Origin of the sequence: Streptomyces sp. NBC_01622 (assembly GCF_045209635.1) — a bacterium.
GTDB lineage: Bacteria > Actinomycetota > Actinomycetes > Streptomycetales > Streptomycetaceae > Streptomyces.
In genome coordinates this window covers 314,157-335,747 of record NZ_CP109293.1, presented here as the reverse complement: position 1 = coordinate 335,747, position 21,591 = coordinate 314,157, and the positions used below count along the sequence as shown (strand labels likewise).

Sequence of the window (21,591 nt, the reverse complement as noted above, 5' to 3'; positions counted from 1 at the left end):
CCTGGGTTGCTGGGGTCGGTCGACGTCGGTGCGGGATTCAGACGACGTCGGTGTGGGGGAGGGAGCGGCCGAGCAGGACGCGGCCGTAGAGCTCCCGGCTGGTCTCGACGCTCAGTGCCGCGTGCCGGGAGGCCGTCCCGATGTCGCGCCAGGCGCGCTGCATCAGCGAGTCGTCGGAGAAGCTGCTCGCCCCGGCCGTGTCGAGCAGGAGGCTGACGGCCTCGCGGGCGCAGCGCATCGCGTGGCTGCCGTCCATCCGCAGCCGTGCCCGGGTCTCCAGATCGGGGCGCCGTCCGTCGCGCGCGGCCTCGTCGATCTCGTCGGCCGCGCGCCGCAGATGCAGCGTGGCCGTGTCGATCAAGGTGGCTGCCTGGGCGACGTTCAGCTGGTGCGGGGCGGCTTCGGCGGTCAGGGCGTGCAGGGGTGACACCGACCGCTTGCCTCCCGCGAGGTCCCGGACGACGCGTTCGAGCGCGCCGCGGGCGATGCCGACGCCGGTGCCGACCAGCGGCAGGTTGACGGACATGGGGAAGATGACCCGGGCCTCGCCAGGATGCCTCCGGATACCGATGCCCTCGGCGATCTCGGCGAAGGACACGAACCGCTCGTCCGGGACGAAGAGCCGGCTCGCCACGGCCGTCCGGCTTCCGGTGCCCCGCATGCCGGCCATGTGCCAGGTGTCCGCCACGGTGAGCGCGGACGCGGGGACGAGGGCGAGCCCGCGTTCCGGCCCGCCGCGGTTCTCACGGACGATGCCCAGCAGCACCCAGGCCGCATGGTCGATGCCGGAGATCCACGGCCACCGCCCGTCGAGTTCGAGCCCGCCGGGCACCGCCGTGACCGAACCGGAGGGATTGGCCGCCCCGCAGAGCACGGCGTCGGGATCGGACTTCCAGACCGCGGTACGGACCTCGTCGGGCAGCTGCGAGGCGAACAGCGCGGCGCCGTACACGATGCCGACGAGCCATGAGCTCGACGCGCATCCGGCGGCGAGCTCGGCGCACACGTCGACGGCCGTACGCACACCGGCGCCATGGCCGCCGTAGCGGCGCGGTGTCCCCATGGTGAAGAGCCCGGCTTCGCGGAGCGCCTCCGCGCTCGGCTCGGCCAATGTGCGCTCTCGCTCGGTCCGTTCGGCGTGGGCCGCGACGACCGGCGTCAAGTCCCTTGCCACATGGACGAGTTGTGCCTCGGTGGTGCTGCCCTGCGGTAAGAGGTCCCGGCTGTTCGGGTCTGTCATCGGGGGTTCCTCTCTGGGGTCCGATCCACCACGGGCGGTGCTGTTCCTGGCGGGATCACGCCGTCGCGCAACGACGTCAGCTTACCTGGAGATGATCCCTCCGGATATGGTGATGGTGGGGGACGAGCCGACCCCCGGCCCGGCCCCGATCCCCGAACTGACCAGACTCCAGGGCGAGTTGGCAGGGCGGAACGCAAGGGAGAACATGTGAAGATCGTCGTGGTGGGTGGCGGCGTCGCCGGCCTTGTCGCCGCTCTGAGTCTGCGTGCCGCGGGAATGACACCGGTGGTGTGCGAGTCCGCGCGCGAACTGCGGGCACTCGGCGTCGGCATCAACCTGCTTCCCCACGCGGTGCGCGAACTCACCGAACTCGGCCTCGGCGACGCGCTGGACGCCATCGCGCTGCCGCCGGAGCGACTCGTCTACTGCGATCGCCGAGGGCGCCCGATCCGGGGGGAGCCATTGGGTCTGGCGGCCGGCTACAAGTGGCCCCAATACTCCGTCCACCGGGGCAAGTTGCAGATGATGCTGCTGGACGCGGTCCGCAGCATTGCCGGGCCGGACGCGATCCGTGCCGGCAAGGCCTTCGAACGCTTCGAGCCCCAGGAGCGGGGCGTGGCAGCCCACTTCACGGACCGGAACACCGGGGGATCGGTCGTGGTCGAGGCCGATGTCCTCGTAGGCGCCGACGGCATCGGCTCCCGGCTGCGGGCCCAACTGCACCCCGGTGAGGGCGCCCCGAACGGGAACGGGGTGCGCATGTGACGGGGGATGAGCCGGTATCCGCACATACTCGGCGGGCGGACGATCGTGGTGGCCGGAGGACGCCCCGGGGACAAGTTCGTCGCCTACCCCGTCGAGGACCCGGCCGCCGAGGACGGGCCCGCGCTGATGAACTGGGTGCTGGAGATCCGCGGCCCGCGGCCCGGCGAGGCAACAGACGGTTTCCACCGCCCGGTTGCCGTGGAGGAGGCACTGGCCGGGGTGGCGGAGTGGAGTCTGCCGTGGATCGACCTGCCCGAACTGATCCGCGACTCCACCGGCATCCACGAGTTTCCGATGGGGGACCGCGACCCGCTGCCGCGCTGGAGTTTCGGCCAGGTGACGTTGGTCGGAGACGCTGCCCACCCCATGTATCCCATGGGCATGAACGGCGGCTCCCAGTCCATCGTCGACGCCCGGGTCCTGGCCTGGTCCCTCGCCCACCACGACGATCCGGTCCGGGCGTTGGCCCGGTACGACGACCTCCGCCGTGAACCCCTGAACCAACTGGTGCCGGCCAACCGCGAGTTGGGCCCGGAGAAGATCATCGCCCTGACCGAGGAGGCCGGCGGCCCGGTGCCCGAGGAGCACGCGACGGCCGTCTCCCAGGGCTACAGACAACTGGCCGGATGTACGACCGCCGTACTCAACTCCCGGGATTCCTGGTCGGTTTCACCGGTGAGCCCCTGAGAGCGCGGGGTGGCTGGTGCGCCTCCTCGTGCCGGCGCCGAGGCGAAGCCGTCCCGCCCGACGCGGTGGTCCCACGGGCGGCGGCGCGGGCCGGGCCGTCGGGGAGGGTGAAGGCGAAGAGGGAGGTCGCCGCGGCGAGGGCGGCCAGGGCGAGATAGGCGTGCTGGTAGGCGGTGATGGGCGGATCCGCCGCGGCTGCCGTGGGCGTGCTCAGCACCAGGGCCGTGGTCACCGCCGCCGGGGCGAAGGCGCCCCCGGTCTGCCGTACGACCGTGTTGAGCGTCGACGCCTGCGCCAGGTCCTTCCGGGAGACGGTCGCCAGCGAGGCCACCGTGGTCGGCATGAAGACGCCGCCCATGCCGACGCCGAGCAGGAACATGTAGGTACGGAAGGTCCACAGGCCGGTGTCCTGGTCGCAGGTGGCGAAGAGCAGGAGGACCCCGCTCACCATGGCCAGGCCGCAGCCGATGATGATCCGGGGGCCGACCCTGGAGTACAGGACTCCGGCGATCTGGACGGTCAGCAGGACACCGAAGGCCTCGGGGAAGGTGCTGGTGCCGGACTCCAGTGCCGAACGGCCCTGCCCCTGCTGGAGGAAGAGCGGGCCGAGGTACATGGCACCCAGGATCGGCACCAGGCCCACCAGATTGATCAGGTTGGTGTCGCGGAAGAGCCGGTCCGCGAAGAGCCGGAGCCTCAACAGCGGTTCGGCGGTGCGCAGTTCGAAGAGGACGGCGGCAGTGAGCAGGATCGCGCCGAGTACGAGGGCGGTGACGACGGCGGGGGAGGACCAGCCGCGGTTGGGGCCCTCGCAGACCCCGAACAGAACGGAACCCAGAGCCGCCGCGCTCAGCAGGAGCCCGGTGAGGTCGAAACGGCCGGGCCGGTGACCGCGGTGCTCGGCCAGGAAGACAGCTCCGAACACCACGGCGGGCACACCCAGCGGCAGGTTGACGTAGAACACCCAGCGCCAGGACAGATGGTCCACGAGCAGGCCGCCGAGGACGGGCGCGACGGCCGGGGCCATCTGCTGCGGGACGATCATGTACCGCGAAATCCGCACCTGCTCCCACGAGTTGAAGGTGCTGTAGAGCAGCGAGGACGCGGCGGGGAAGAGCAGCCCTGCGGAGAGGCCCTGCACCGCGCGGAAGGCGACGAGCTGACCGAGGTCGGCCGCCGCGCCGCACAGCAGTGACGAGCCGAGGAAGGCGCCGAGAGCGGTGAGCAGCACACGCTTGGCGCCGAACCGCTCCACCAGCCAGGCAGAGGCGGGGATGGCCATGGCCAGACAGACCGGGTAGACCACGACCACACCGTCCAGGGCGGCCGTGGTCAGTTGGAACGTGCGGGCGATGGAGGGAAGCGCCACGGTCGTGATCGCTCCGTCGACGATGGCGATGAACGTCACGCAGACACACATGACGGGCACGACGAGGCGCTGGCCCGGGCGCGGACGGAGGCGTATTCGGGAGACGAAGGGGACGGGGGAAGCGGGGGAGACGGGACGGCGTCGGAACAGCAGCACATGCTGAGCATACTCACTATGTGGGTGCTCATAGGTCGCGGTCGAGGATCGTAGAATCGGTCCTCACCGCGAAAACGGGGAACGGGGAACGTCATGGCAGTGCACGGCAGCAGCGACATCCTGGTCGACGAGCTCTACGAGACGACCCACCGGCTACGGCAGTTCGTGGAGACCAGGCTGCGCGCCAACGGCGCCTCGGTCGCCCGGCTGCGCGCCCTGCGGATGCTCGCCCATGCCGAACAGCCGCTGCGCATGCGGGACTTGAGCGAGCTGACCGGCGTCGCGGCCCGCACCACGACCAGCATCGTCGACAGCCTGGAGCGCGACGGGCTGGTGGAGCGCGTACGTCATCCGCACGACCGGCGCGCGTTCCTTCTCCGCCTCACCGACAAGGGCCGGGAGTGCCATCGCGAGGCCGAGGAGGTCGACGGCCTCGCGCTCGCGGAGGCGACGGCCGAACTGGACGCGGACGACCGCGCACAGCTGCGGGCCCTGCTCGCGCGCATCCGGAAGACGACGTCCTGAAGCCGGTCCGGGAGGGTCAGCCGGTGGTCCACTCGCGCAGCTGGCGGGCGATCCTGGGCAGGCCCAGTTCCCCGGAGGCCGCGTCGCGCACGAGCGCCACGGCGGCCTTGGGCGGGTAGTCGAGTCGGCGTTCGTGGAGGATCAGATAGGCCTCGGTGGCGTGCCAGGCGAAGGCCTCGTTGGAGTGTTCCAGACAGGGCAGCTTCGCCAGGGTCTGCAGCAGCGCCGCCGCCTTGAGGTGCAGGGAGCCGTAGATGTCGCGCTCCATCGCGCGGGCGTCGACGCGCGCGGCGGCGGCGTAGAGCGGGCCGTAGTCGTCGACCTGGGGATCACGGTCGAGCAGTTCGGCGGCGTGCAGCAGGAACGTGACGTCCAGCGTGTGCGGTGGTTCGGGCTGGGTCACGCGGCGTGCCCCTGCTCCCGGCGCTCGAGTTCACGCAGCGCGTCCGCCTCGGCCGCCCGCTGCTCCGCACTGGGATCCGCCGTACCCGCCTCGGCCGCGAATGCCGCGCCACTGCGTGCCATGGACTCCTTGAATCCCGCGAGGAACCGATCCTCCACGGCCGTCGCCCGCGCGTAGGCGGCCGAGAGGATGTACTCCTGCAGGCTGACGCCGGCCTGCTTGGCCGCCGCCTCGATGGCCGCGCGCTGCCGGGGGTCTCGGAAGCGGAGGTTCATGGCTTTCGGCGTGTTCGGCATGACGTTCACGGTACCAGTGGTACCACGCGGGCGGGCCGGTATTTCCTACACGGGCGTATGGCCCTCCAGATAGGCGCGCACGGGTGCGGGCAGCCCACCGTCGATGGCTTCGGCGAAGGGAGCCCAGCGGAGCTGCCCGGCGGTGAGCTGGGCCTCCCCGGACGGATCCTCGCTCAACAGGTGACATACGACGGCCGACGGTCCGTCCGCGGCGGCTGGTGGCTGGGATTCCAGGAGGCTCGACCCGTCCACGAGATAGCCCGTGAGTTCATAGACCACGCGCGCCGCGGTGGCCTGTGGCGTCTCGGCCTCCTCGGGGACACCGGACGGCAGACCCCAACCGCCCTGCACATTCACCAGCAGCAGCCGCCCGTCGTTCACGACGACCGCGTCCACCAGCTCCTCGGCGGCCTGCTCCAACGCCATCTCCGCACCGTTCCCTTCGTACGTACAAGGAGCGACCGTCCGTCCGGCCACGTCCGACCCCGTTTCCTACCCGGGACGCGTCGGTTCACGCGGTACACCCGCACCGGGCACGACTTCGTGACCGGCGGGAACCGGGACACCTCGCCGTGCGTTTTCCACTGACACGGGAGTGGTGACGTCCCGTCAAGGAGGGTGCCGGATGGACCCGGTGTCGGTAGGACTGCTCGCCTCGCTGGCCGGCGGTGCGGGCGGTGAGGTGGGACGACAGGTGTGGACGGGCCTCACGGCTCTTGTACGGCGCCCGTTCCACCGCGGCGAGGACAGTTCGGGTGGGCCGGGTCCGGGCGAGGACGAACTCATGCGCCTGCGGCAGGCTCCCGGTGACGGGACCCGGGCCCACGCGCTGAGCACGGCCCTGGCCGTACGCGCGGCCCTCGACCCCGACTTCGCCACCGCCCTCGCCGCCTGGCACGAACAGGCCAGACTCGTCCGCACCGGCGACGGCACGGTCAACAACGCGATCAGCGGCGGCAGTTACTACGCCCCGGTCCTCCAGGGCCGCGACTTCCCGGGTACCACCTTCAACTCCCCGGCGCCACCACGGCCCGACCAGGCGGGCGCGGGGGAGTGACGTCACCGACGACGAGGGCGGCAGCTCAGGACGGCCGTCCGCCGAACTGCCAGTGGTGTACCTCGATGTCCGCGTACCGGTCCTCCGTCAGCACGGCGCGCGCCGCTTTTGCGTCCGGTGCCCTGAGCAGTGCCGCCGTGCCCAGCCAGCGGATGCCGTCGTCGGACAACAGCGGCCCGTACGCGATCAGTTCGTCCCGGTCGGACGGCACCGTGAGGTCCGCCGCCGGACCGGTGCCGAGGCCGATCACCAGATAGCGGTCGCCTCCGGTCCGGCCGCCGGGGAAGTCCCACATGGTGCGCCCCAGCGCGTTCCGCCAGCGGCGCAGCAGCACGTCCCGGTAGACACCGGCCTGGTAGTTCGGCTCGTCGAAGGCGAACGCGCGGGCGGCGGCCGGAGAGGACAGGTCGAGGATGTGCACGCTGCCCGTGGGGGCGCCGTCGTCGGAGAGGGTCGGACCCCGGGCGATCATCTCCTTCGCGTACCCGTCCATGTAGGACCAGTGGCGCTCCGTCAGTTCCGCGCGCAGCGCGAGGGAGCCGGGCCGGTCGCGATGGTGGCAGAGGAACTCCATGATCAGAGGATTTCCCATTCCCCGGCGGCGGTCTGATCGCAGGTCTTCAGGAAGTCGATGAGCGCCGCGTTCACCTCGTCGGGGCGTTCCTGCTGGGTCCAGTGGCCGCAGTCGGCCAGTTCGACGGGTTTGCGCACCAGGTTGGGCATGAAGTCGGGCAGCTGCGCGATGAGTTCGGGGGCGCCGGGGAACGCGGGGACGAGGTCGCGGTCGCCGTACATGTACAGGGCGGGCGGGGTGACGACGGCGTTGTGCCAGGGGGCGGTCAGTTCCCAGTTGCGGTCGAGGTTGCGGTACCAGTTCAGCGGGCCGGTGAAGCCCCCGGCGAAGCTCTCGGCGAGCGCGTCGAGCGCCTCCTCGGTGAGCCAGTCCGGCAGCACCTCGGGATCCTCCATGGACGCCAGCCAGCCCTGCCCGGAGGGGACCAGGGGCTGCATGATCCCGCCGGAGGGAGAGGCGGCGGCGGAGGCGGAGTAGAGGAACTTGCGGAGCGTGGTCCGGGTGTCCGCGCCGAACTCGGCGTCGGCGACCCCGGGACGGTCGAAGTAGTTCCAGTAGAACCGGCCACCGAACCTCTCCCGCGTCACGGCCAACGGCGGGTACGGTCCGCGGAAGGGCGGCGGCACACTCAGGCCGGCCACCCCGAGCACCATGTCCGGCCGCAGCAGCGCGGTGTGCCACGCGACCACCGCACCCCAGTCGTGCCCGACCACATACGCCTGTCGTTCGCCCAACTCCTGGATCAGACCGACGACATCGCCGACCAGATGGAAGACGGTGTACGCGTCGACGGCCTCGGGATGGTCGCTGCGGCCGTATCCCCGCTGGTTGGGGGCGACCACCCGGAAGCCCGTGTCGGCGAGCGCGCCGATCTGGCGGTGCCAGGATTGCCATGACTCGGGGAAGCCGTGCAGGAGCACCACCAGCGGGCCTTCGCCCTGCTCGGCGATCTCCAGTCGTATGCCGTTCACGTCGACCATGCGCTGCGCAACCATGAGGGCGAGCCTACGTGCCGTCAACATCGCCGGGCAGTACGGCTCCTGGACCGGGGGAAGATCTCGGTCATTCAGGCGTCGCTCTCCGCACCGTCCTCGTCCTGCTCCTGGTAGGAGTACCGCTGCTCCTTCCAGGGGTCGGCGATGTTGTGGTAGCCGCGTTCCTCCCAGAAACCGCGGCGGTCCTCGGTGAGGTACTCGACGGCGCGCAGCCACTTGGGGCTCTTGTAGCCGTACAGGTGCGGCACGACCAGGCGCAGCGGGAAGCCGTGTTCGGCGGTGAGGGGCTCGCCGTTGTGATGGGTGGCCAGCAGGGTCCGCGAGGCCGTGAAGTCGGCCAGGCGGAGGTTGGCGGAATAGCCGTACTCCGCCCAGGCCATGACGTGCGTGACCTCCGGCGCGGGCGGGACCAGGTCCAGGAGGGCGGTGGCGGGGATGCCGTACCACTCGTGGTCGGTGGAGGTCGGGCCGGACGCGCAGTGCAGATCGGCGACGACCGTCACATGCGGCAGGAGCGCCAGCTGGTCGAAGGTCCAGCTGTGCTCCGTGCCGTCGGCGGTGGCGCCGTGGACCCGCAGGTTCCAGCGGTCGGGGCGGAAGCGGGGGACGGGCCCGTAGTGCGAGACCGGCCAACCGTGCACATGGCGCTGGCCGGGCGGGATGCGGCGGGCCGGATCGGCGGCCTCGGCCGTGCCCTGTCGGTCGCCTGCCACGCGGGACGTCCCTTCCTCACCGGTGACCCGGTTACGGCTACCTCTTCCGAGCAGCGTAGGTGCTCCCGGCCGGCGCGACCGAGGCCGGGTCCGGGTGCGCCTGTACGCGTTGCTGCTTTGCGAGGTGCGAGCCGGGATCGACGCCTGACCGGCACGCCTCGAGCAGGTCAGACGGTCGCCAGGGACACCTCGGTCGACTTGATCAGCGCGACGACCGGTGAACCGGCCGCCAGACCGAGGTCGCCGACCGCGTCCTTGGTGATCGCCGCGGTCAGCTCACCCCCGTCGACCGTGATCTTGACGACGGCCATCGCCCCGCCGGTGGCGACGTCGCTGACCGTGCCGGGCAACTGGTTGCGGATGGACAGCCCCGCCACCCGGCCGGTGGCGAGCGCGACCTCGGTGGACTTCATCATGGCGCGTACGGCCGTACCCTCGGCGAGCCCCAGGTCCGTCACGGCCTCCAGCGTGATCGCCGCCGTGAGGTCCTGGCCGCCGTCGAGGCGTACCTTCACGGTCGCCATCACCGCGCCGGGCGTGACGGCTGTGACGGTGCCGGGAATCTGGTTGCGGATGCTCAAGGTCATGACGGAACGCCTCACAGAGAAAAGTTCTGGATTGCCGGATTTATCACCGGCTGTGCGTCCATAAGCTAGCCGCTCCGGACGCGCCCGTCCCAGACCCCGGAGCATCCGCCACCTGGGAGTTTCCTCCGTCCTGGCAAATCGTAGGAACCCGCGAACGGGGAGGGTGGGCGTCGGAATCCCGCCGCTGCCGCGAGGGTATTCGCCCATGGCTGGGCAATGAGCGGAATGTCCTGGCAATTGCGAGGTGGGACGGGCTCTTCGTCTCGTATCCGCGTTTGGTTTCGGCCATCGGCCGGGTACGGTCGTGCGGAAGGTGGTCGCCCGTGATCCAGATCGTGGAGCACGCACCGCACGAAGGCCCCGACGCCATCGGCGTCGCGCTCAAGGCGGCCGGGCTGCCGACCCGGGTCTGCCGGACCTGGGCGGGCGACCCGGTGCCGGACACGGCCGACGACCTGGTCGGCCTGGTGGTGACGGGCGGGGCGATGGCCGCCTACGAGGACTTCCCCGGCCGGGACGCCGAACTGGCGCTGCTGCGCGCCGCGTTGGACGCCGAGATTCCCGTACGGGGCGTGTGCCTCGGCGCGCAGATCGGCTGGGCCGACGTACGGATGACGGAGGCCGCGCACACCGACGCGCTCTTCGCGGGCGTTCCCGAGCGGCTGCGGGTGCTGCACTGGCACGGCGACACGATGGACCTGCCGGCCGGGGCGACCCTGCTGGCCTCCTGCGACCGCTACCCGATGCAGGCGTTCCGGATCGGCGGCTCGGCGTTGGGGAACGCAGTTCCACCTGGAGGCGGACGAGACGGCGGTCGGCGCCTTCGCCGACGCCTTCCGGAGGAAGCGGCCACCGCACCCGGTCTGGTGGAGTCCGCGCCCGCCGAACTGGCCGTACTGGCCCGGCACCGCGACGGTGTGTTCAAGTGCTTCGCCGCCTTCGTCGCGGCGCGCGCCGAACAGACCGCGACACGCGCCTTCTTCACCCGGCGGGCGGCCACCTGGGAGGAACGGTTCGCGGACGACGGCCCCCGGTACGCGGCTGCCGTCGACCGGATGGCACTCCGCCCCGGCGCACGCGTCCTGGACCTCGGCTGCGGAACTGGCCGGGCGCTGCCCGCACTGCGCGCACACGTCGGCGACGCGGGCCTCGTCCTCGGCATCGACCTCACGCCCGCGATGCTCACCGCCGCCCTGCGCGAGGGCCGCGACAACGACGGTCACCTGCTGCCGGCCGACGCCTGCCGACTGCCGCTGCCCACCGCCGCGCTGGACGCCGTCTTCAGCGCGGACCTGATCAACCACGTACCCGCCCCCGCGATGGCCCTGCGCGAGTGGGCCCGCGTCACCGCGCCCGGCGGCACCCTGCTGCTCTACCACCCCTCCGGCCGCGCCGCCCGCTACGGCAGCCCCCTCGACCCGGACGACCCCTTCGCGGAACACAATCTGCGCCCCGCCCTGCGCACGGCGGGCTGGGACCTGTCCCGCTACGAGGACGCCCCGCACCACTTCCTGGCCCGCGCGGCCCGCGTCGCCGGATGAACGCGCCGTCCCGCGCCACGGGGTGCGGAGAGCCCGGCATGCGGAATCCCGTTGCCGACGATGATCGGGCTGGCTAGGTTCGGCCCATGGCTGACGACGAACCCACGCGGGCCGCACGCCTGCTCGATGCCCAGGCCAAGGCCGCAGTGCTCTTCGCGGAGATCGAGGAGCGCGGGCTCGTGGCGCCCGGCGAGGGGGAGCGCGCGGTCAGCGACCGGATCCGTGACCTCGCGAACGAGATGTTCGGCACCACCCGGCACTGGCACAAGCGGATCGTGCGCTCGGGACCGAACACCCTCAAGCCGTACAAGGAGAACCCGCCGGACCGGGTGATCGGCGCGGACGACATCGTGTTCGCCGACTTCGGACCGATCTTCGAGGAGTACGAGGCCGACTTCGGCCGCACCTTCGTCCTCGGCGACGACCCGGTCAAGCACCGGCTGTGCGACGACCTGCCCAAGGTGTTCGCGGCCGGCCGGAGCTTCTTCGAGAACACCCCGGACATCACCGGCGAACGCCTGTACACCGAGGTCGTCCGCCTCGCCGAGAAGGCGGGCTGGGAGCTGGGCGGCTGGCACGCGGGACATCTGGTCGGCGAGTTCCCGCACGAGACGATCGAGGGCGCGCACGTCGAGTCGTACGTCACACCGGAGAACGTCACTCCCATGCGCCGCACCGACAAGGCCGGCCGCGCCTGTCACTGGATCCTGGAGATCCATCTCATCGACCGTGAGCGGGAGTTCGGGGGTTTCTACGAGGAACTGCTCACCCTCTGAAAGGTATCGCTCCATGGGGACTGTCGCGGCGCTGTACCGCTATCCGGTGAAGTCGATGGTGGGCGAGGCCGTGATCGCCGTGAACGTCACGGAGCGCGGGCTCTCCGGGGACCGGGTCTACGCCGTCCTCGACGGGACGGGCGCGGTGGGCAGCGCCAAACACCCGCGCAAGTGGGGCGGGTTGCTGCGCTGCCGCAGCCGCCTCGACGACTCCGGCGTGGTGAGGGTCGTACTGCCGGACGGCACCGCCCTCCCGGTCGAAGACCCGGACCTGGACGGGGAGTTGTCCAAATTGCTGGGCCGCAACGTCTTCCTGTCGGCGAGCGTGCCGGAGGACAGCAGGCTGGAGCGCGCGGTGCCCGCGTACGAGGGCGGGGTCCCGGACTCCGTGCGGGAGTCGGCGACCGTCGACGCCACCGGGGAGACCATCACGACGGGCGGCGTCGCCCCGGGGACGTTCTTCGACTTCGGCCGGGTCCATCTCGTCACCACCGCGGCCCTGGACCGGATGCGTGCCGTCCACCCCGCGGGGGACTTCGATGCCCGCCGCTTCCGGCCGAACCTGGTCGTCGACACCGCCGGGGGACCCGGTTTCCCGGAGGACGTCTGGGTGGGGTCGTGCCTGCGGGTGGGGGAGGCCCTGTTCCGGGTCCTGGTGCCGACACCCCGCTGTGTGGTCCCCACCCTCGGCCACGACGAACTGCTGCCGGACCCCGCCATCATGCGCGCGGTCGCCCGAGAACACCGCGTACCGGTCTTCGACCTGGGCCGGCTCTCGTGCCTCGGCGTGTACCTCGAAGTCCTGGAGGCGGGCACGGTGCGGGTGGGTGACCCGATCTCGTTGCAGGACGCCGCGTGAGCGTCGATCGTCCCGACGGATCGGTCACTTCACGAAGCGGTACTTCAGGTGGGTGGCGAGAGGAGTGCCGACCACTCTGACCTGCTCGACGCGCCGCGGCCCCGTGCCCGTTCCCTCGAAGAGCCGCAGTCCGTCGCCGAGCAGCGCGGGCACCACATGGAGCTGGAGTTCGTCGACGAGCCCGGCCGCGAGGTACTGCCGGACCGTGCTCGCGCCACCGGCGATGTCGACGTTCCGGTCACCGGCGGCGGCCTTCGCCCGGGCGAGGGCGCTGTGGATGCCGTCCGTGACGAAGGTGAAGGTGGTGCCGCCCTCCTTGACGAGGGTCGGCCGGGGGCGGTGCGTGAGCACGAACACCGGTGTCCGGAACGGCGGGTTGTCGCCCCAGAACTCCTCGCCGGTGTCGTACATCGTCCGGCCCATGACCACCGCCCCGGTGGCGTCGAACCACTCGCGCATCAACTCCGAGTCGCGGTTCTCCTCCCCACCGGCCATGCCCTGACGCTCGCGCCAGCTCGCCAGGTTGTGGATCCACTCGAAGAGCGGCTCGGCGCCGTCGCCTCCGGGGTTGTCGACGGTGACGCCGGTGCCGGCGATACAGCCGTCCAGGGAGATGGCGAAATCCGCGGTCACGGTCACGATGGGGTGCTCCTGAGTCGTGGAGGTGGTGCTTCCACTCTCACGTCGATCGGGAACCGGCGCATTCGACACACCGCGCCCGCCGGACGCGACGAGCTCGACGGGATGAGCCAGAGGTGACGGGCCGGGCACGGCGGCGGATCAGATCAGTCCGGCCCGGATGGCGTACGAGACGGCGTGGGCCCGGGTGCGGGTGCGCAGCCGCTTCATCGCGCCGTAGAGGATGTACCGCACCGTGCGCTCGGAGTAGCAGAGTTCCGTCGCGATCTCGTCGCACTGCCTGCCTTCGGCGATCAGACGCAGCACGGCCACCTCGCGCGGGCTCAGCGCGGCCCGGCCCCCGGCGACCGCGACGGTTCGCTCCTTCGGCGCGGCATCGTGCGGCTGACGTGCGGGAGTTCGCTGGGCGGGGGGCTCCCCGGCCACGGCGCGCACCGTACGGACGAAGACGTCCGGGCTGCAGAAGTCCCACCACACGACCGCGCGGACACCCCGGCGCCGCGCCGCCGACTCATCGGCCCGCCACTCCTTGGTCACCCCACCACGAACCGCGCGCCCGGCTTGTCGCACAGGCTGTGGAGCAGGTCCAGGACGGCGGCGTCTGCCACGTCCACGGCGACCACGATCGCGTCGGCCTCCCGGATCCTGTCCTGCGGCACTTCGCGCAGCCGCGGCTCCATGGCGACGAAGCCGGCCAGTCCGGCGCGGACGAGGGGAGCGGGCGCGTGAATCGCCACGCGCAGGGGCTCGCCGAGTACGTGCTGAGGCATGTGCCCCCAACTCCCAACTGCGGTCGTGCGGGAGGACGATGCTGCCACCGGCACCGACTGCGGATCCGTGACACCGCCCCCTCGCCTGTCAACCGAGGGAAATCTGGCGCGAGTTGCCGAAGGGTCCTGACCTCGGTCCGAGCGGCACCGCGACCCCGGGCGGAAGATCCCGTCAACTCCCTGTACGGACCGGCAAGGTTGGCGGTTTCGCCGTTCACCGGAAACGGCGGGCGCGCGACGATGCCGTGTGGTGAACACCGGGGCCCGGTTCAGGGGACCGTCGGCGTTCCGCCCTGACGGGCCGCGTCTCCACGGAGCCGGTGACCGAATCCGACAACTTCTAGCACAAAGGTGGCCGCATGCTCGCGTCCATTGCCCTCTGCGCGCTGCTCGGCCTGCTCCTCGTCGGGGCCGCGCTGATCCGCCGTAGCCGCAACTCGCCCTCCGCGCAGGCCCGTTCGGGGCTGTCCGGCGCCCACCGCAAGGCGCTGGAGACAGTGGCGCTCGGCCTACGGGTCGTGGCCGTGGGCCGTGCACAAGGCGGGCGCCCGCTGCCGGACCTGCAGACCGTCGTCCACTCGGGGCAGCGGCTGACGTTACGGCTCGCCGAGGCGGACACCCACGCGCCGGCGCCGTGGACCTCGGACGTCTCCGGGAAGGAGTGGTCGGTGAACACCAAGGACCTGCGGCGGACCGGCAACGCGGGTCACGCGCTCACCCATCCGTACTCCCTGACCGTCACCCTCGGTCTGTACAAGGGCGAAAGGACACTGGTCGACCTGTCCCGGCTGAGCGGGCCGATCGCCCTGACCGGGGACGACGAGGATGTCCTGCGCCTGGCGCAGGCCCTCATCTCCGAGGTGGTCTCGGGGCCGGTCGGGACGCTCGCCACGGTCGTCCTGGTGGGCTCGGCGGCCACTCCCTCGGTGACCGACGGGCTGGGCGCGCGCTCGGCCCGGCTGCACACCGCGACCGGCCGGGGCGAGGCACTGGCCGTAGGAGAGAACCAGGTGTCCGGACCATCGGCCCTGCACACGCTGTACATGGGCAGGGACCGCGCCGGGGCCAACGCCCCGACACACGCCCGCAGGCTCTTCGTCGTGACCGCGGCCCAGTACCGCAACGAGAGATGGGGCGAGACCCCGCTGCGCGGAACGGACACGCTCCTGGTGCTCGGCTACATCCCCGCCCTGGAGTGGAACCTCCGGGTGAGAGCCGACGGCGCACTGGACACAGGCCGGCTCGGTGTACCCATCGACACCCACATCGCCCGCCTCGGCTGACCGGCCGTCACAGCCGGCCCGGCGGCGTCACCCCGTCGGGCCGGCTGTGACGGCCGGCCCGGTGGGGCGTGCCGTCCGGGACCAGGACCCGGCGGGCCAGGCTGCCGTCCAGCCACGCAGCGGCCAGCTCCACCCGGGAACGGCACCCGGTGCGCTGGAACAGCCGGGTCAGCCGCCGCTCCACCGTCTTCTCGCTCCACCCGAGCCGCGCCGCGATCTGGCGGTTGGTCGCCCCGCTGCTGACCATCGTGGTCAGTTTGACGTCCTCCTCGCCGAACGTGTCCCTGACCGGACGCGTCCTCGGCAGCCCGAAGGTCCGCCGCCGCGTCATGTGGCCGAGCGTCGTACGGGTGGCCCGTCCGATCCCCAGCGACCGCGCGATCCGCGAGGCCTCCGCCTGCTGGCCCGGGGCCGCGTCACCAGCGCCCGCCGTGTGATCGACAGCGTGCGCGTCCCGGGCGAGGGCCCACCGGAACACTCACTGGACGCCGCCGAGGCCGAGGTGCTGCGAACCCTTGGCGATCCGGCCGGCGCCGAGCGGTCGCTACGGCGTGGTCTCGCCGCGGCGGACGCGCACGCCCAGGTCGCCGGCACCGATGAACTCTGGGCCTCTCTAACGGAGTTGCTCGTGCGGGAGGGGCGCACGGCGGAGGCCGCGACCTGCCTCGACCGTCTGGAACGCGTCTCCGACCGGATGGGCACCGGCAGGACACGCCTGACGTATCTGCTGGCCTCGGCCCGGCTGCTACGGCAGGGTCGTCCCGCCACCGCCGAAGGCAAGCTGCGGGAGGCCGTGGAGCTGGCCCGTTCGCGCAGTCGGCCCTTCGAGACGGCGGTGACCCTGGTCGCCGCCGCCGAGGCGGGCGCAGGCCCGCCCACCCTGCTGCGCGAGGCATACGAACTGTTCGGGCAGTGCGGTGCCGCGCTGGAGCGCTTCCACACCCGGGCCGCCCTGCGCGCGGCCGGGATCACCGTCCCCGGCCGCAGACAGGCCACCGTAGAGAGTGAGCAGTTGCTGGCGACCCTGATCGCCGAAGGCCTGACGAACCGTCAGATCGCCACGGTGCTACGGCTCTCGGAGGACGCGGTCGCCAACCGGCTGTCCCGGCTGTTCGCCCGCACCGGTCTGCGCTCCCGCACCGAAGTAGTGACGGCCGTACTCACCGACTACCGCGTCCGCGGGCTCGCCCTCGACGCGTAGGCGAGTACGGCCTGCTCCGGTCGATCCGGTCACGGGACGGGATCCGGTGCCCGCTCGCCGAGATAGGCGCGTTCCAGCAGGCCGGGGTCGGCGGCGAGCCGGTCGGCGGAGTCGCTGAGTACCGTTTCGCCGTGCACCAGGACCACCGCCCGGTCCGCCACGTCGAGGGCCAGCCGGACGTGCTGCTCGACGAGTACGACGGCCGCGCCGGTGTCCTCGGCGATCCGCCGCACGACCGGCAGCAGTTCCTCGACGATCACCGGGGCCAGCCCCATGCTCAGCTCGTCGACGAGCAAGACCCGCGGAACCTGGATCATGGCCCGGCCCAGGGCCAGCATCTGCTGTTCCCCGCCGGAGAGCAGGCCGGCCGCGACCTTCAGCCGTTTCCCCAGTGCCGGAAAGAAGTCGAGCACCTGGTCCACGGTGCTGCCCTGCCGCCGTCGTACGAGCGTCAGATTGTCCCGCACGGTCAGCTGCGTGAACAGGGAGCGGTCGTCGGGCACGAGGACCAGTCCCCGCCGGGCTGCCTCGCGCGCCCGGCCGCCACGGATCTCCCGTCCGTCGAGGGACACCGTCCCGCCGAGACGCGGCAGCAGACCGGCGAGCGTCGTCAACAGGGTTGTCTTTCCTGCCCCGTTGGGCCCCAGAAGGGCCACGACCTCACCGGGCAGCAGCCTCAGGTCGAAGCCGCGCACCACCGGCCGCCCCTTCGTATAGCCCGCGTCCACGCCCTCGCACGTCAGCAGCTCCGGCCCGGTCACTGGACGACCTCCCCGCGCACTTCGTCCGTATCGCTCTGCGTCGCGCCGAGGTAGGCGGTGGCGACGCGTGGATCCGCCTTGATCTCGGCGGGAGTTCCGTCCGCGATCACCTTTCCGATGTCCATCACGACGATCCGGTCGCACACGTCGAGCACCAGCCCCATGTCGTGGTCGATCAGCAGCACGGTCACGCCGTCGGCCCGCACGGCCCGCAGCCGGTCGCCCAGCCAACGGCTCTCGGAACTGTCCAGACCGGCCGCGGGCTCGTCCAGCAGCAGCATCCGGGGGCGGCCCGCCAGGGCGCGCGCGATGGACACCAACTGCCGCCTGCCCTGGGAGAGTTCACGGGCAGGCTGATCCCGGAACCGGCTCAGGTGCAACGTCTCGAACAACCGGTTCCGCAGCTCCGGACCCTGCACGGAACCGACATGGTCGCCGCCGTGCCGTGCCGCGGCCTCCCCGACCAGCACGTTCTCCTCGACGCTGAGATCCTCGTAGAGCTCGATGCCCTGGAAGGTGCGTCCGAGGCCCGCCCGGCCCCGTTGATGCGGCTTCAGGGACGAGATCCCCCGGCCGGCGAACTCCACCGTTCCCGTGCTGCGGTGGTATCCGCTGATCGCGTCGAGCAGAGTGGTCTTCCCGGCACCGTTCGGCCCGATCACGCCGACGATCTCGCCCGAGCGCACCTCGAAGGAGACCGCGTCGACGGCCACCACACCGCCGTAGCGCACCCCGACCCCGCTCACCGAGAGCACCACCTCGCCCCGTTCAGGAACCGGGGGACGGCTGGCAGGTGTCGAATCCGTCAGTGTGTCGGCGTCCTGCTCGTCCACGGTGTCGACGGCGGCCGGGTGACGCGCGCGCCGGAGCCGCGCCGCCAGTTCGTGTGCCGGGCCGACGACGCCCTCGGGGTTGGTGATCACGGTGAGGACGAGTCCGACGCCCATGATCACGTCGTACCACTCGCCGAGGGACAGGGCCCGGTCCAGCAGCACGGGCAGCAGGCCGCCGGCCCCCATCACCCCGGCCACGAGACCGCCGGACAGGGCGGTGACACCCGCCAGATACGCGGTGGCGAACAGGCCCAGGCCGCCGATCGCGGTGAACATCTCGGCGTCCGCGACGGTCTGTTGGTACCCGAGGAGCGCGCCTCCGAGCCCGGCGACGAACGCGCCGATCGCGAAGGCGACGATCTTCGTGCGGGCGACGTCGATACCCGCCGCCGCGGCCGACCGTTCGTTGGCGCGCACGGCGAGCATCGCGGCACCGAGCCTGCTGCGCCGCAGCCCCGCCACGCCCAGCCCGACCAGCAACAGCACCACCAGGCACAGCAGTGCGAAGGGGAGGCGCGGATAGTCCTCGCCGGAGCCGATGCCCAGGTCGAGGCCGAACAGGTGCGGCGAGGGGACCTTGGAGCCGCCCAGGCCGCCGTTGAGTTCGGGGTTGCGGAACCAGAAGGCCTCCAGCGCCACCGCCAGCGCGACCGTGACCACCGCCGCGGGCAGACCGCGGATCCGCAGCGCGGGAAGCCCGATCACGACCCCGATCACCATCGCCGCCAGGGCAGCCAACAGCGGGGCGAGCGGAAAGGGTATACCCCATCCCGCACTCAGCTTGCTCAGACTGAACGCGCCGACTCCGGCCAGCGTCAGCTGCGCCAGCGAGATCTGCCCGGCGAACCCGGTGACGACCACCAGCGACAGCGAGATCACCGCAAGGGTCAGCGAGGTGATCACGGCGGCGCGAATACTGCCGTGGGTGGCCAGGAGCACGACGACACCCAGGGCCGTACTCACGACGGCCGGGACCAGCACCCGGTCCGGGCGGGGTGCCCGGCCGAGTGCCTGCTGGATCAGCGACCCCCGGGTGGGCAGCGGACGCCCGCGCACCACCAGGTAGGCCAGGATGACGGCCAGCGGCACCAGTTGGGCAAGACCGGTCTGGGGCAGCCACGACCACTTCCCCTGGAGGAACTGCAGCTCCGACTGGAGCATCCCGATGACCAGCCCGGCTCCCACGGCCGGGATGAGCGCGGTGAAGTTGCCGACCAGTGCCGCCGCGAGGGCCGGCACGATGAACAGCGTGTAGGAGACCGGGACCAGCGGCACGATCGGCGCGATCAGGATGCCGGACAGACCGGCGACGGCCGAGCTGAGCGCCCAGTTCGCCACCGCGATCCGCTCCGGCGACAGTCCGCTGACCAGCGCGCCTTTCTCCGACTCCGCCGCCGCCCGGGCCGCCAGACCGAACCGGGTCAGCCGGAACACCAGGGCGAGCACGACGGTCAGTACGACGATGACGGCCGCGAACCACAGCCGGTCGCCCGGGATGAGTGAACCGCCCCAGGACACCGGGTCGTTGGGCAGGATGGCCTTGACCGACACCGCGCCCGTACCCACGCCCGCGGCCAGCACGGCCTGGATCACCAGCATCACCCCGATGGAGGCGACGGCCTTCGCCACCGGCGGCGCGGCGCGCAAGGGCCGGAAGACCAGTCCGTACAGCACCGCCCCCAACAGGGCGGCCAGCACAAGGGAGATGACCACCGCCGGGAAGAGACCGAGCGGTCCGCCGAGCCCGACTTTCTTCGGCACACCCGGCAGCGGCACCAGCAACTCACCCTGGCGCAGGAACGCGTAGGTGTACGCGCTGTACAACGCGATCGCCCCGGTGGCGAAGTTGACCACCCCGGAACCGCGGTAGGTGAGGACCAGTGCCAGCGCGAGTGCGCCGAACACCGCCCCACTGCCCAGCCCCAGCAACAGAAACACGACGTACTGGCTCATCGGCGAGACCGTCCCTCCCGGTTGCTCCGACCGCTGCTTCGACTACCGCGCGAACAACGCACTGGGATCGACGACCCGCAGCTGCCCCAACTTGCCGTCGGACACCGTGCCGGTGACCTCCTTCGCCGAGCAGGCCGCGGGCAGTCCCGGTACCGCCTTGGAGTCGCAGCTGAACGTGATGCCGTGCCCGGCCGGCAGTACGACGTCCTTCGCCGTGCGCAGGGCCGCCGTGATCGTCTTCGCCGAGACCGTGCCGGTCAGTCCGTGCAGGGCGCGCACCAGACCGAGGACGCCCTGATAGCCGATCGCCGCGTATCCCTGGGTCGGGGTGTCGGGGCTGTACTCCTTCATCACCTGCCGGAAGAGCTGGGCCTCGGGGTCGTTGCCGGCGGCGTCGAAACTGCTGAAGACCTGGACGCCGTCCATGCCCGCGCCCACCGCCTGGACGACCTCGGGGGACACGCACGACTGGACGGTCATCCGGGCGAGGCCGGCGCCGAGTGTGCCCACGGCCTGGAGCACGGAGGTGCACACGGTGGGATCCGCCACGACGGCGACGGCGTCGGGCTTGTTCCGCAGCGCGGCGCTCACCTGCGGCGACGCGTCCGGAGTGCCCGCGGCCACTGTCACGACCTGGAGGCCGACGCCAGCCTTGGCGAAGACGGGCTTGCCGATGGCCTCGATCCCGCTGACCGCGGCCGGTGCGTCGATCACGAACGCGGCCACCTTCTTGTACCCCTTCTCCTTCGCGTACGCGGCCATCGACGTCATGGTGGTCGGGAAACCGCCCGTCCAGGAGAAGGCGTTGGCGGTGGTGCCCTCGGAGTTGCTGGCGGCGATGGCGGTCGCCCAGGGAATGCCGGCCTTCGTCACGATCGGCACCATGGAGTCGCCCAGACCGCTGCTGGTCAGGACCACCGCGTCGACCTTCTGCTCGACCATCTGGTTCGCGCAGTCCCGCGCCGTCGCCGGCTCCTCCTTCGTCTTGCAGACCGTGAGCTCGATGGGCCTGCCCGCGATCCCGCCGAGGTTCGCGTTGGCGTACTTCAGGGCCGCCTCGGCGGCCTCCCGGGTCTCGGGCTGACTGATCGTCGAGCCGCCCTCATTGGTGATGAGCCCGATCCTGACCGGTGTGCCGGTGGCCTTGTGGCCCGGGAACGCGCTCGCCAGCGCGGCCGGTATTTTCGTGCTGTCCGCCGTGGTGGCACCGCTGGCGCCACCACCGCATCCGGCGAGCAGCACCGTGGTCGACACCAGCGCGAGTGACACGCGCGACCGGGGTGTGGAGAGGGCTCGTCCGACCGACTCGATCATGTCCGCTTCCCAACGTGTCGGCGAGTGCCCGGCACTCGCAGCGATCAGCGGACGGCAGCACCGCGCGGCGCCTTGGCCGTCCGAGAAAGTGAAGAGAGAGCCGCGAGCGGAAGTCGAACGGCACGAGGGCCGGGTGCCGCGGCAGACCATGTCGGCCGGCGTGGCGTGGACGTCACGACCGGCGACGAGGCGGACCTGCTCCTACGCGGCTCCCCGCAGAACCGGCCCGTGAGCAAGAAGAGTATACGTAATTACAGTCGGCCGGAATGGGTCGTACGGGAGCTGTTGTGGCTG

The 21,591-nt window shown here is 71.4% G+C and carries 25 protein-coding genes; 9 read left to right on the top strand and 16 right to left on the bottom strand.

All coding sequences use genetic code 11. From position 1 onward, the window contains the following. Positions 1-37: 37 nt before the first annotated feature. Complete coding sequence (locus OH768_RS01555) at positions 38-1,240, bottom strand: acyl-CoA dehydrogenase family protein (RefSeq protein WP_406449189.1); 1,203 nt, start codon at positions 1,238-1,240, stop codon at positions 38-40. A 207-nt stretch (positions 1,241-1,447) separates the two neighbouring features. Between OH768_RS01555 and OH768_RS01550 the strand changes: the two genes are divergently transcribed. Together OH768_RS01550 and OH768_RS01545 are read left to right on the top strand one after the other, a co-directional pair. Further along, positions 1,448-2,005 (top strand): FAD-dependent monooxygenase, encoded by a 558-nt coding sequence (locus tag OH768_RS01550; RefSeq protein ID WP_406449187.1) that lies wholly within the window; start codon positions 1,448-1,450, stop codon positions 2,003-2,005. 6 nt (positions 2,006-2,011) lie between these two features. Continuing rightward, the gene (locus tag OH768_RS01545) at positions 2,012-2,692 is read left to right on the top strand and encodes an FAD-dependent monooxygenase (protein WP_406449185.1); all 681 of its coding nucleotides are present in this window, start codon (positions 2,012-2,014) and stop codon (positions 2,690-2,692) included. Here the strand turns inward: OH768_RS01545 and OH768_RS01540 are convergent. Then, on the bottom strand, positions 2,649-4,112 hold the full coding sequence (locus OH768_RS01540) for a DHA2 family efflux MFS transporter permease subunit (protein ID WP_406465098.1): 1,464 nt from the start codon (positions 4,110-4,112) through the stop codon (positions 2,649-2,651). The genes OH768_RS01545 and OH768_RS01540 overlap by 44 nt on opposite strands. A 198-nt stretch (positions 4,113-4,310) precedes the next feature. On the opposite strand from OH768_RS01540, the gene OH768_RS01535 reads away from it, so the two are divergent. Then, on the top strand, positions 4,311-4,742 hold the full coding sequence (locus OH768_RS01535; protein ID WP_406449183.1) for a MarR family winged helix-turn-helix transcriptional regulator: 432 nt from the start codon (positions 4,311-4,313) through the stop codon (positions 4,740-4,742). A gap of 16 nt (positions 4,743-4,758) precedes the next feature. Here OH768_RS01535 and OH768_RS01530 read toward each other — a convergent pair whose 3' ends face one another. The 3 genes from OH768_RS01530 to OH768_RS01520 form a co-directional block, all read right to left on the bottom strand. Next, positions 4,759-5,145, bottom strand: coding sequence for a fic family toxin-antitoxin system, toxin component (locus tag OH768_RS01530; RefSeq protein ID WP_406449181.1), 387 nt, complete (start codon positions 5,143-5,145; stop codon positions 4,759-4,761). Then, positions 5,142-5,420, bottom strand: a complete 279-nt coding sequence (locus tag OH768_RS01525) for a DUF1778 domain-containing protein (RefSeq protein ID WP_406465096.1) — start codon at positions 5,418-5,420, stop codon at positions 5,142-5,144. Before OH768_RS01525 ends, OH768_RS01530 begins: the two co-directional genes overlap by 4 nt. A 66-nt stretch (positions 5,421-5,486) precedes the next feature. Continuing rightward, the gene (locus OH768_RS01520; RefSeq protein ID WP_406449180.1) at positions 5,487-5,867 is read right to left on the bottom strand and encodes an NUDIX hydrolase; all 381 of its coding nucleotides are present in this window, start codon (positions 5,865-5,867) and stop codon (positions 5,487-5,489) included. A 199-nt stretch (positions 5,868-6,066) separates the two neighbouring features. Between OH768_RS01520 and OH768_RS01515 the strand changes: the two genes are divergently transcribed. Then, positions 6,067-6,498 carry a hypothetical protein gene (locus tag OH768_RS01515; protein ID WP_406449178.1) on the top strand — a complete coding sequence of 144 codons (432 nt, stop codon included), beginning with the start codon at positions 6,067-6,069 and terminating at the stop codon, positions 6,496-6,498. Between the two features lie 25 nt (positions 6,499-6,523). Here OH768_RS01515 and OH768_RS01510 read toward each other — a convergent pair whose 3' ends face one another. The 4 genes from OH768_RS01510 to OH768_RS01495 all read right to left on the bottom strand — a co-directional run bounded on the left by OH768_RS01510 (position 6,524) and on the right by OH768_RS01495 (position 9,367). Continuing rightward, positions 6,524-7,072: a YciI family protein gene (locus OH768_RS01510; protein WP_406449176.1), complete on the bottom strand. Its 549-nt coding sequence runs from the start codon at positions 7,070-7,072 to the stop codon at positions 6,524-6,526. Between the two features lie 2 nt (positions 7,073-7,074). Then, positions 7,075-8,067, bottom strand: a complete 993-nt coding sequence (locus OH768_RS01505; RefSeq protein ID WP_406449174.1) for an alpha/beta fold hydrolase — start codon at positions 8,065-8,067, stop codon at positions 7,075-7,077. Positions 8,068-8,138: 71 nt separating this feature from the next. Next, positions 8,139-8,780 (bottom strand): molybdopterin-dependent oxidoreductase, encoded by a 642-nt coding sequence (locus tag OH768_RS01500; RefSeq protein ID WP_406449172.1) that lies wholly within the window; start codon positions 8,778-8,780, stop codon positions 8,139-8,141. A gap of 167 nt (positions 8,781-8,947) precedes the next feature. Then, positions 8,948-9,367, bottom strand: a complete 420-nt coding sequence (locus OH768_RS01495; RefSeq protein WP_406449171.1) for a molybdopterin-binding protein — start codon at positions 9,365-9,367, stop codon at positions 8,948-8,950. Positions 9,368-9,690: 323 nt separating this feature from the next. On the opposite strand from OH768_RS01495, the gene OH768_RS01490 reads away from it, so the two are divergent. From OH768_RS01490 to OH768_RS01480, 3 genes are all read left to right on the top strand, one after another. Beyond that, on the top strand, positions 9,691-10,908 hold the full coding sequence (locus tag OH768_RS01490; RefSeq protein ID WP_406449169.1) for a methyltransferase domain-containing protein: 1,218 nt from the start codon (positions 9,691-9,693) through the stop codon (positions 10,906-10,908). 86 nt (positions 10,909-10,994) lie between these two features. Next, positions 10,995-11,684, top strand: a complete 690-nt coding sequence (locus tag OH768_RS01485; protein ID WP_406449167.1) for a M24 family metallopeptidase — start codon at positions 10,995-10,997, stop codon at positions 11,682-11,684. Positions 11,685-11,697: 13 nt separating this feature from the next. Beyond that, complete coding sequence (locus OH768_RS01480; protein ID WP_406449165.1) at positions 11,698-12,543, top strand: MOSC domain-containing protein; 846 nt, start codon at positions 11,698-11,700, stop codon at positions 12,541-12,543. Between the two features lie 24 nt (positions 12,544-12,567). On the opposite strand, the gene OH768_RS01475 is transcribed toward OH768_RS01480, so the two are convergent. The 3 genes from OH768_RS01475 to OH768_RS01465 all read right to left on the bottom strand — a co-directional run bounded on the left by OH768_RS01475 (position 12,568) and on the right by OH768_RS01465 (position 13,952). Beyond that, a complete protein-coding gene (locus OH768_RS01475) occupies positions 12,568-13,182 on the bottom strand; it encodes a dihydrofolate reductase family protein (RefSeq protein WP_406449163.1) in 615 nt (204 codons plus the stop codon). Between the two features lie 141 nt (positions 13,183-13,323). After that, complete coding sequence (locus tag OH768_RS01470) at positions 13,324-13,719, bottom strand: response regulator transcription factor (protein ID WP_406449161.1); 396 nt, start codon at positions 13,717-13,719, stop codon at positions 13,324-13,326. Continuing rightward, positions 13,716-13,952: a hypothetical protein gene (locus tag OH768_RS01465; protein WP_406449159.1), complete on the bottom strand. Its 237-nt coding sequence runs from the start codon at positions 13,950-13,952 to the stop codon at positions 13,716-13,718. Before OH768_RS01465 ends, OH768_RS01470 begins: the two co-directional genes overlap by 4 nt. A gap of 359 nt (positions 13,953-14,311) precedes the next feature. Here OH768_RS01465 and OH768_RS01460 point away from each other — a divergent pair, with 359 nt between their 5' ends. After that, positions 14,312-15,235 (top strand): hypothetical protein, encoded by a 924-nt coding sequence (locus OH768_RS01460; RefSeq protein WP_406449157.1) that lies wholly within the window; start codon positions 14,312-14,314, stop codon positions 15,233-15,235. Between the two features lie 7 nt (positions 15,236-15,242). On the opposite strand, the gene OH768_RS01455 is transcribed toward OH768_RS01460, so the two are convergent. Then, the gene (locus OH768_RS01455) at positions 15,243-15,566 is read right to left on the bottom strand and encodes a helix-turn-helix transcriptional regulator (protein WP_406449155.1); all 324 of its coding nucleotides are present in this window, start codon (positions 15,564-15,566) and stop codon (positions 15,243-15,245) included. 102 nt (positions 15,567-15,668) lie between these two features. Here OH768_RS01455 and OH768_RS01450 point away from each other — a divergent pair, with 102 nt between their 5' ends. Beyond that, positions 15,669-16,436, top strand: coding sequence for a LuxR C-terminal-related transcriptional regulator (locus OH768_RS01450; RefSeq protein WP_406449153.1), 768 nt, complete (start codon positions 15,669-15,671; stop codon positions 16,434-16,436). 29 nt (positions 16,437-16,465) lie between these two features. On the opposite strand, the gene OH768_RS01445 is transcribed toward OH768_RS01450, so the two are convergent. The 3 genes from OH768_RS01445 to OH768_RS01435 are packed head-to-tail and all read right to left on the bottom strand — an operon-like array spanning position 16,466 to position 21,297. Beyond that, the gene (locus OH768_RS01445; RefSeq protein ID WP_406449151.1) at positions 16,466-17,197 is read right to left on the bottom strand and encodes an ABC transporter ATP-binding protein; all 732 of its coding nucleotides are present in this window, start codon (positions 17,195-17,197) and stop codon (positions 16,466-16,468) included. After that, on the bottom strand, positions 17,194-19,983 hold the full coding sequence (locus tag OH768_RS01440; protein WP_406449149.1) for an ABC transporter permease subunit: 2,790 nt from the start codon (positions 19,981-19,983) through the stop codon (positions 17,194-17,196). The genes OH768_RS01445 and OH768_RS01440 overlap by 4 nt, the downstream gene beginning before the upstream one ends. A gap of 42 nt (positions 19,984-20,025) precedes the next feature. Beyond that, positions 20,026-21,297, bottom strand: a complete 1,272-nt coding sequence (locus OH768_RS01435; RefSeq protein WP_406449147.1) for an ABC transporter substrate-binding protein — start codon at positions 21,295-21,297, stop codon at positions 20,026-20,028. Between the last annotated feature and the right edge of the window lie 294 nt (positions 21,298-21,591).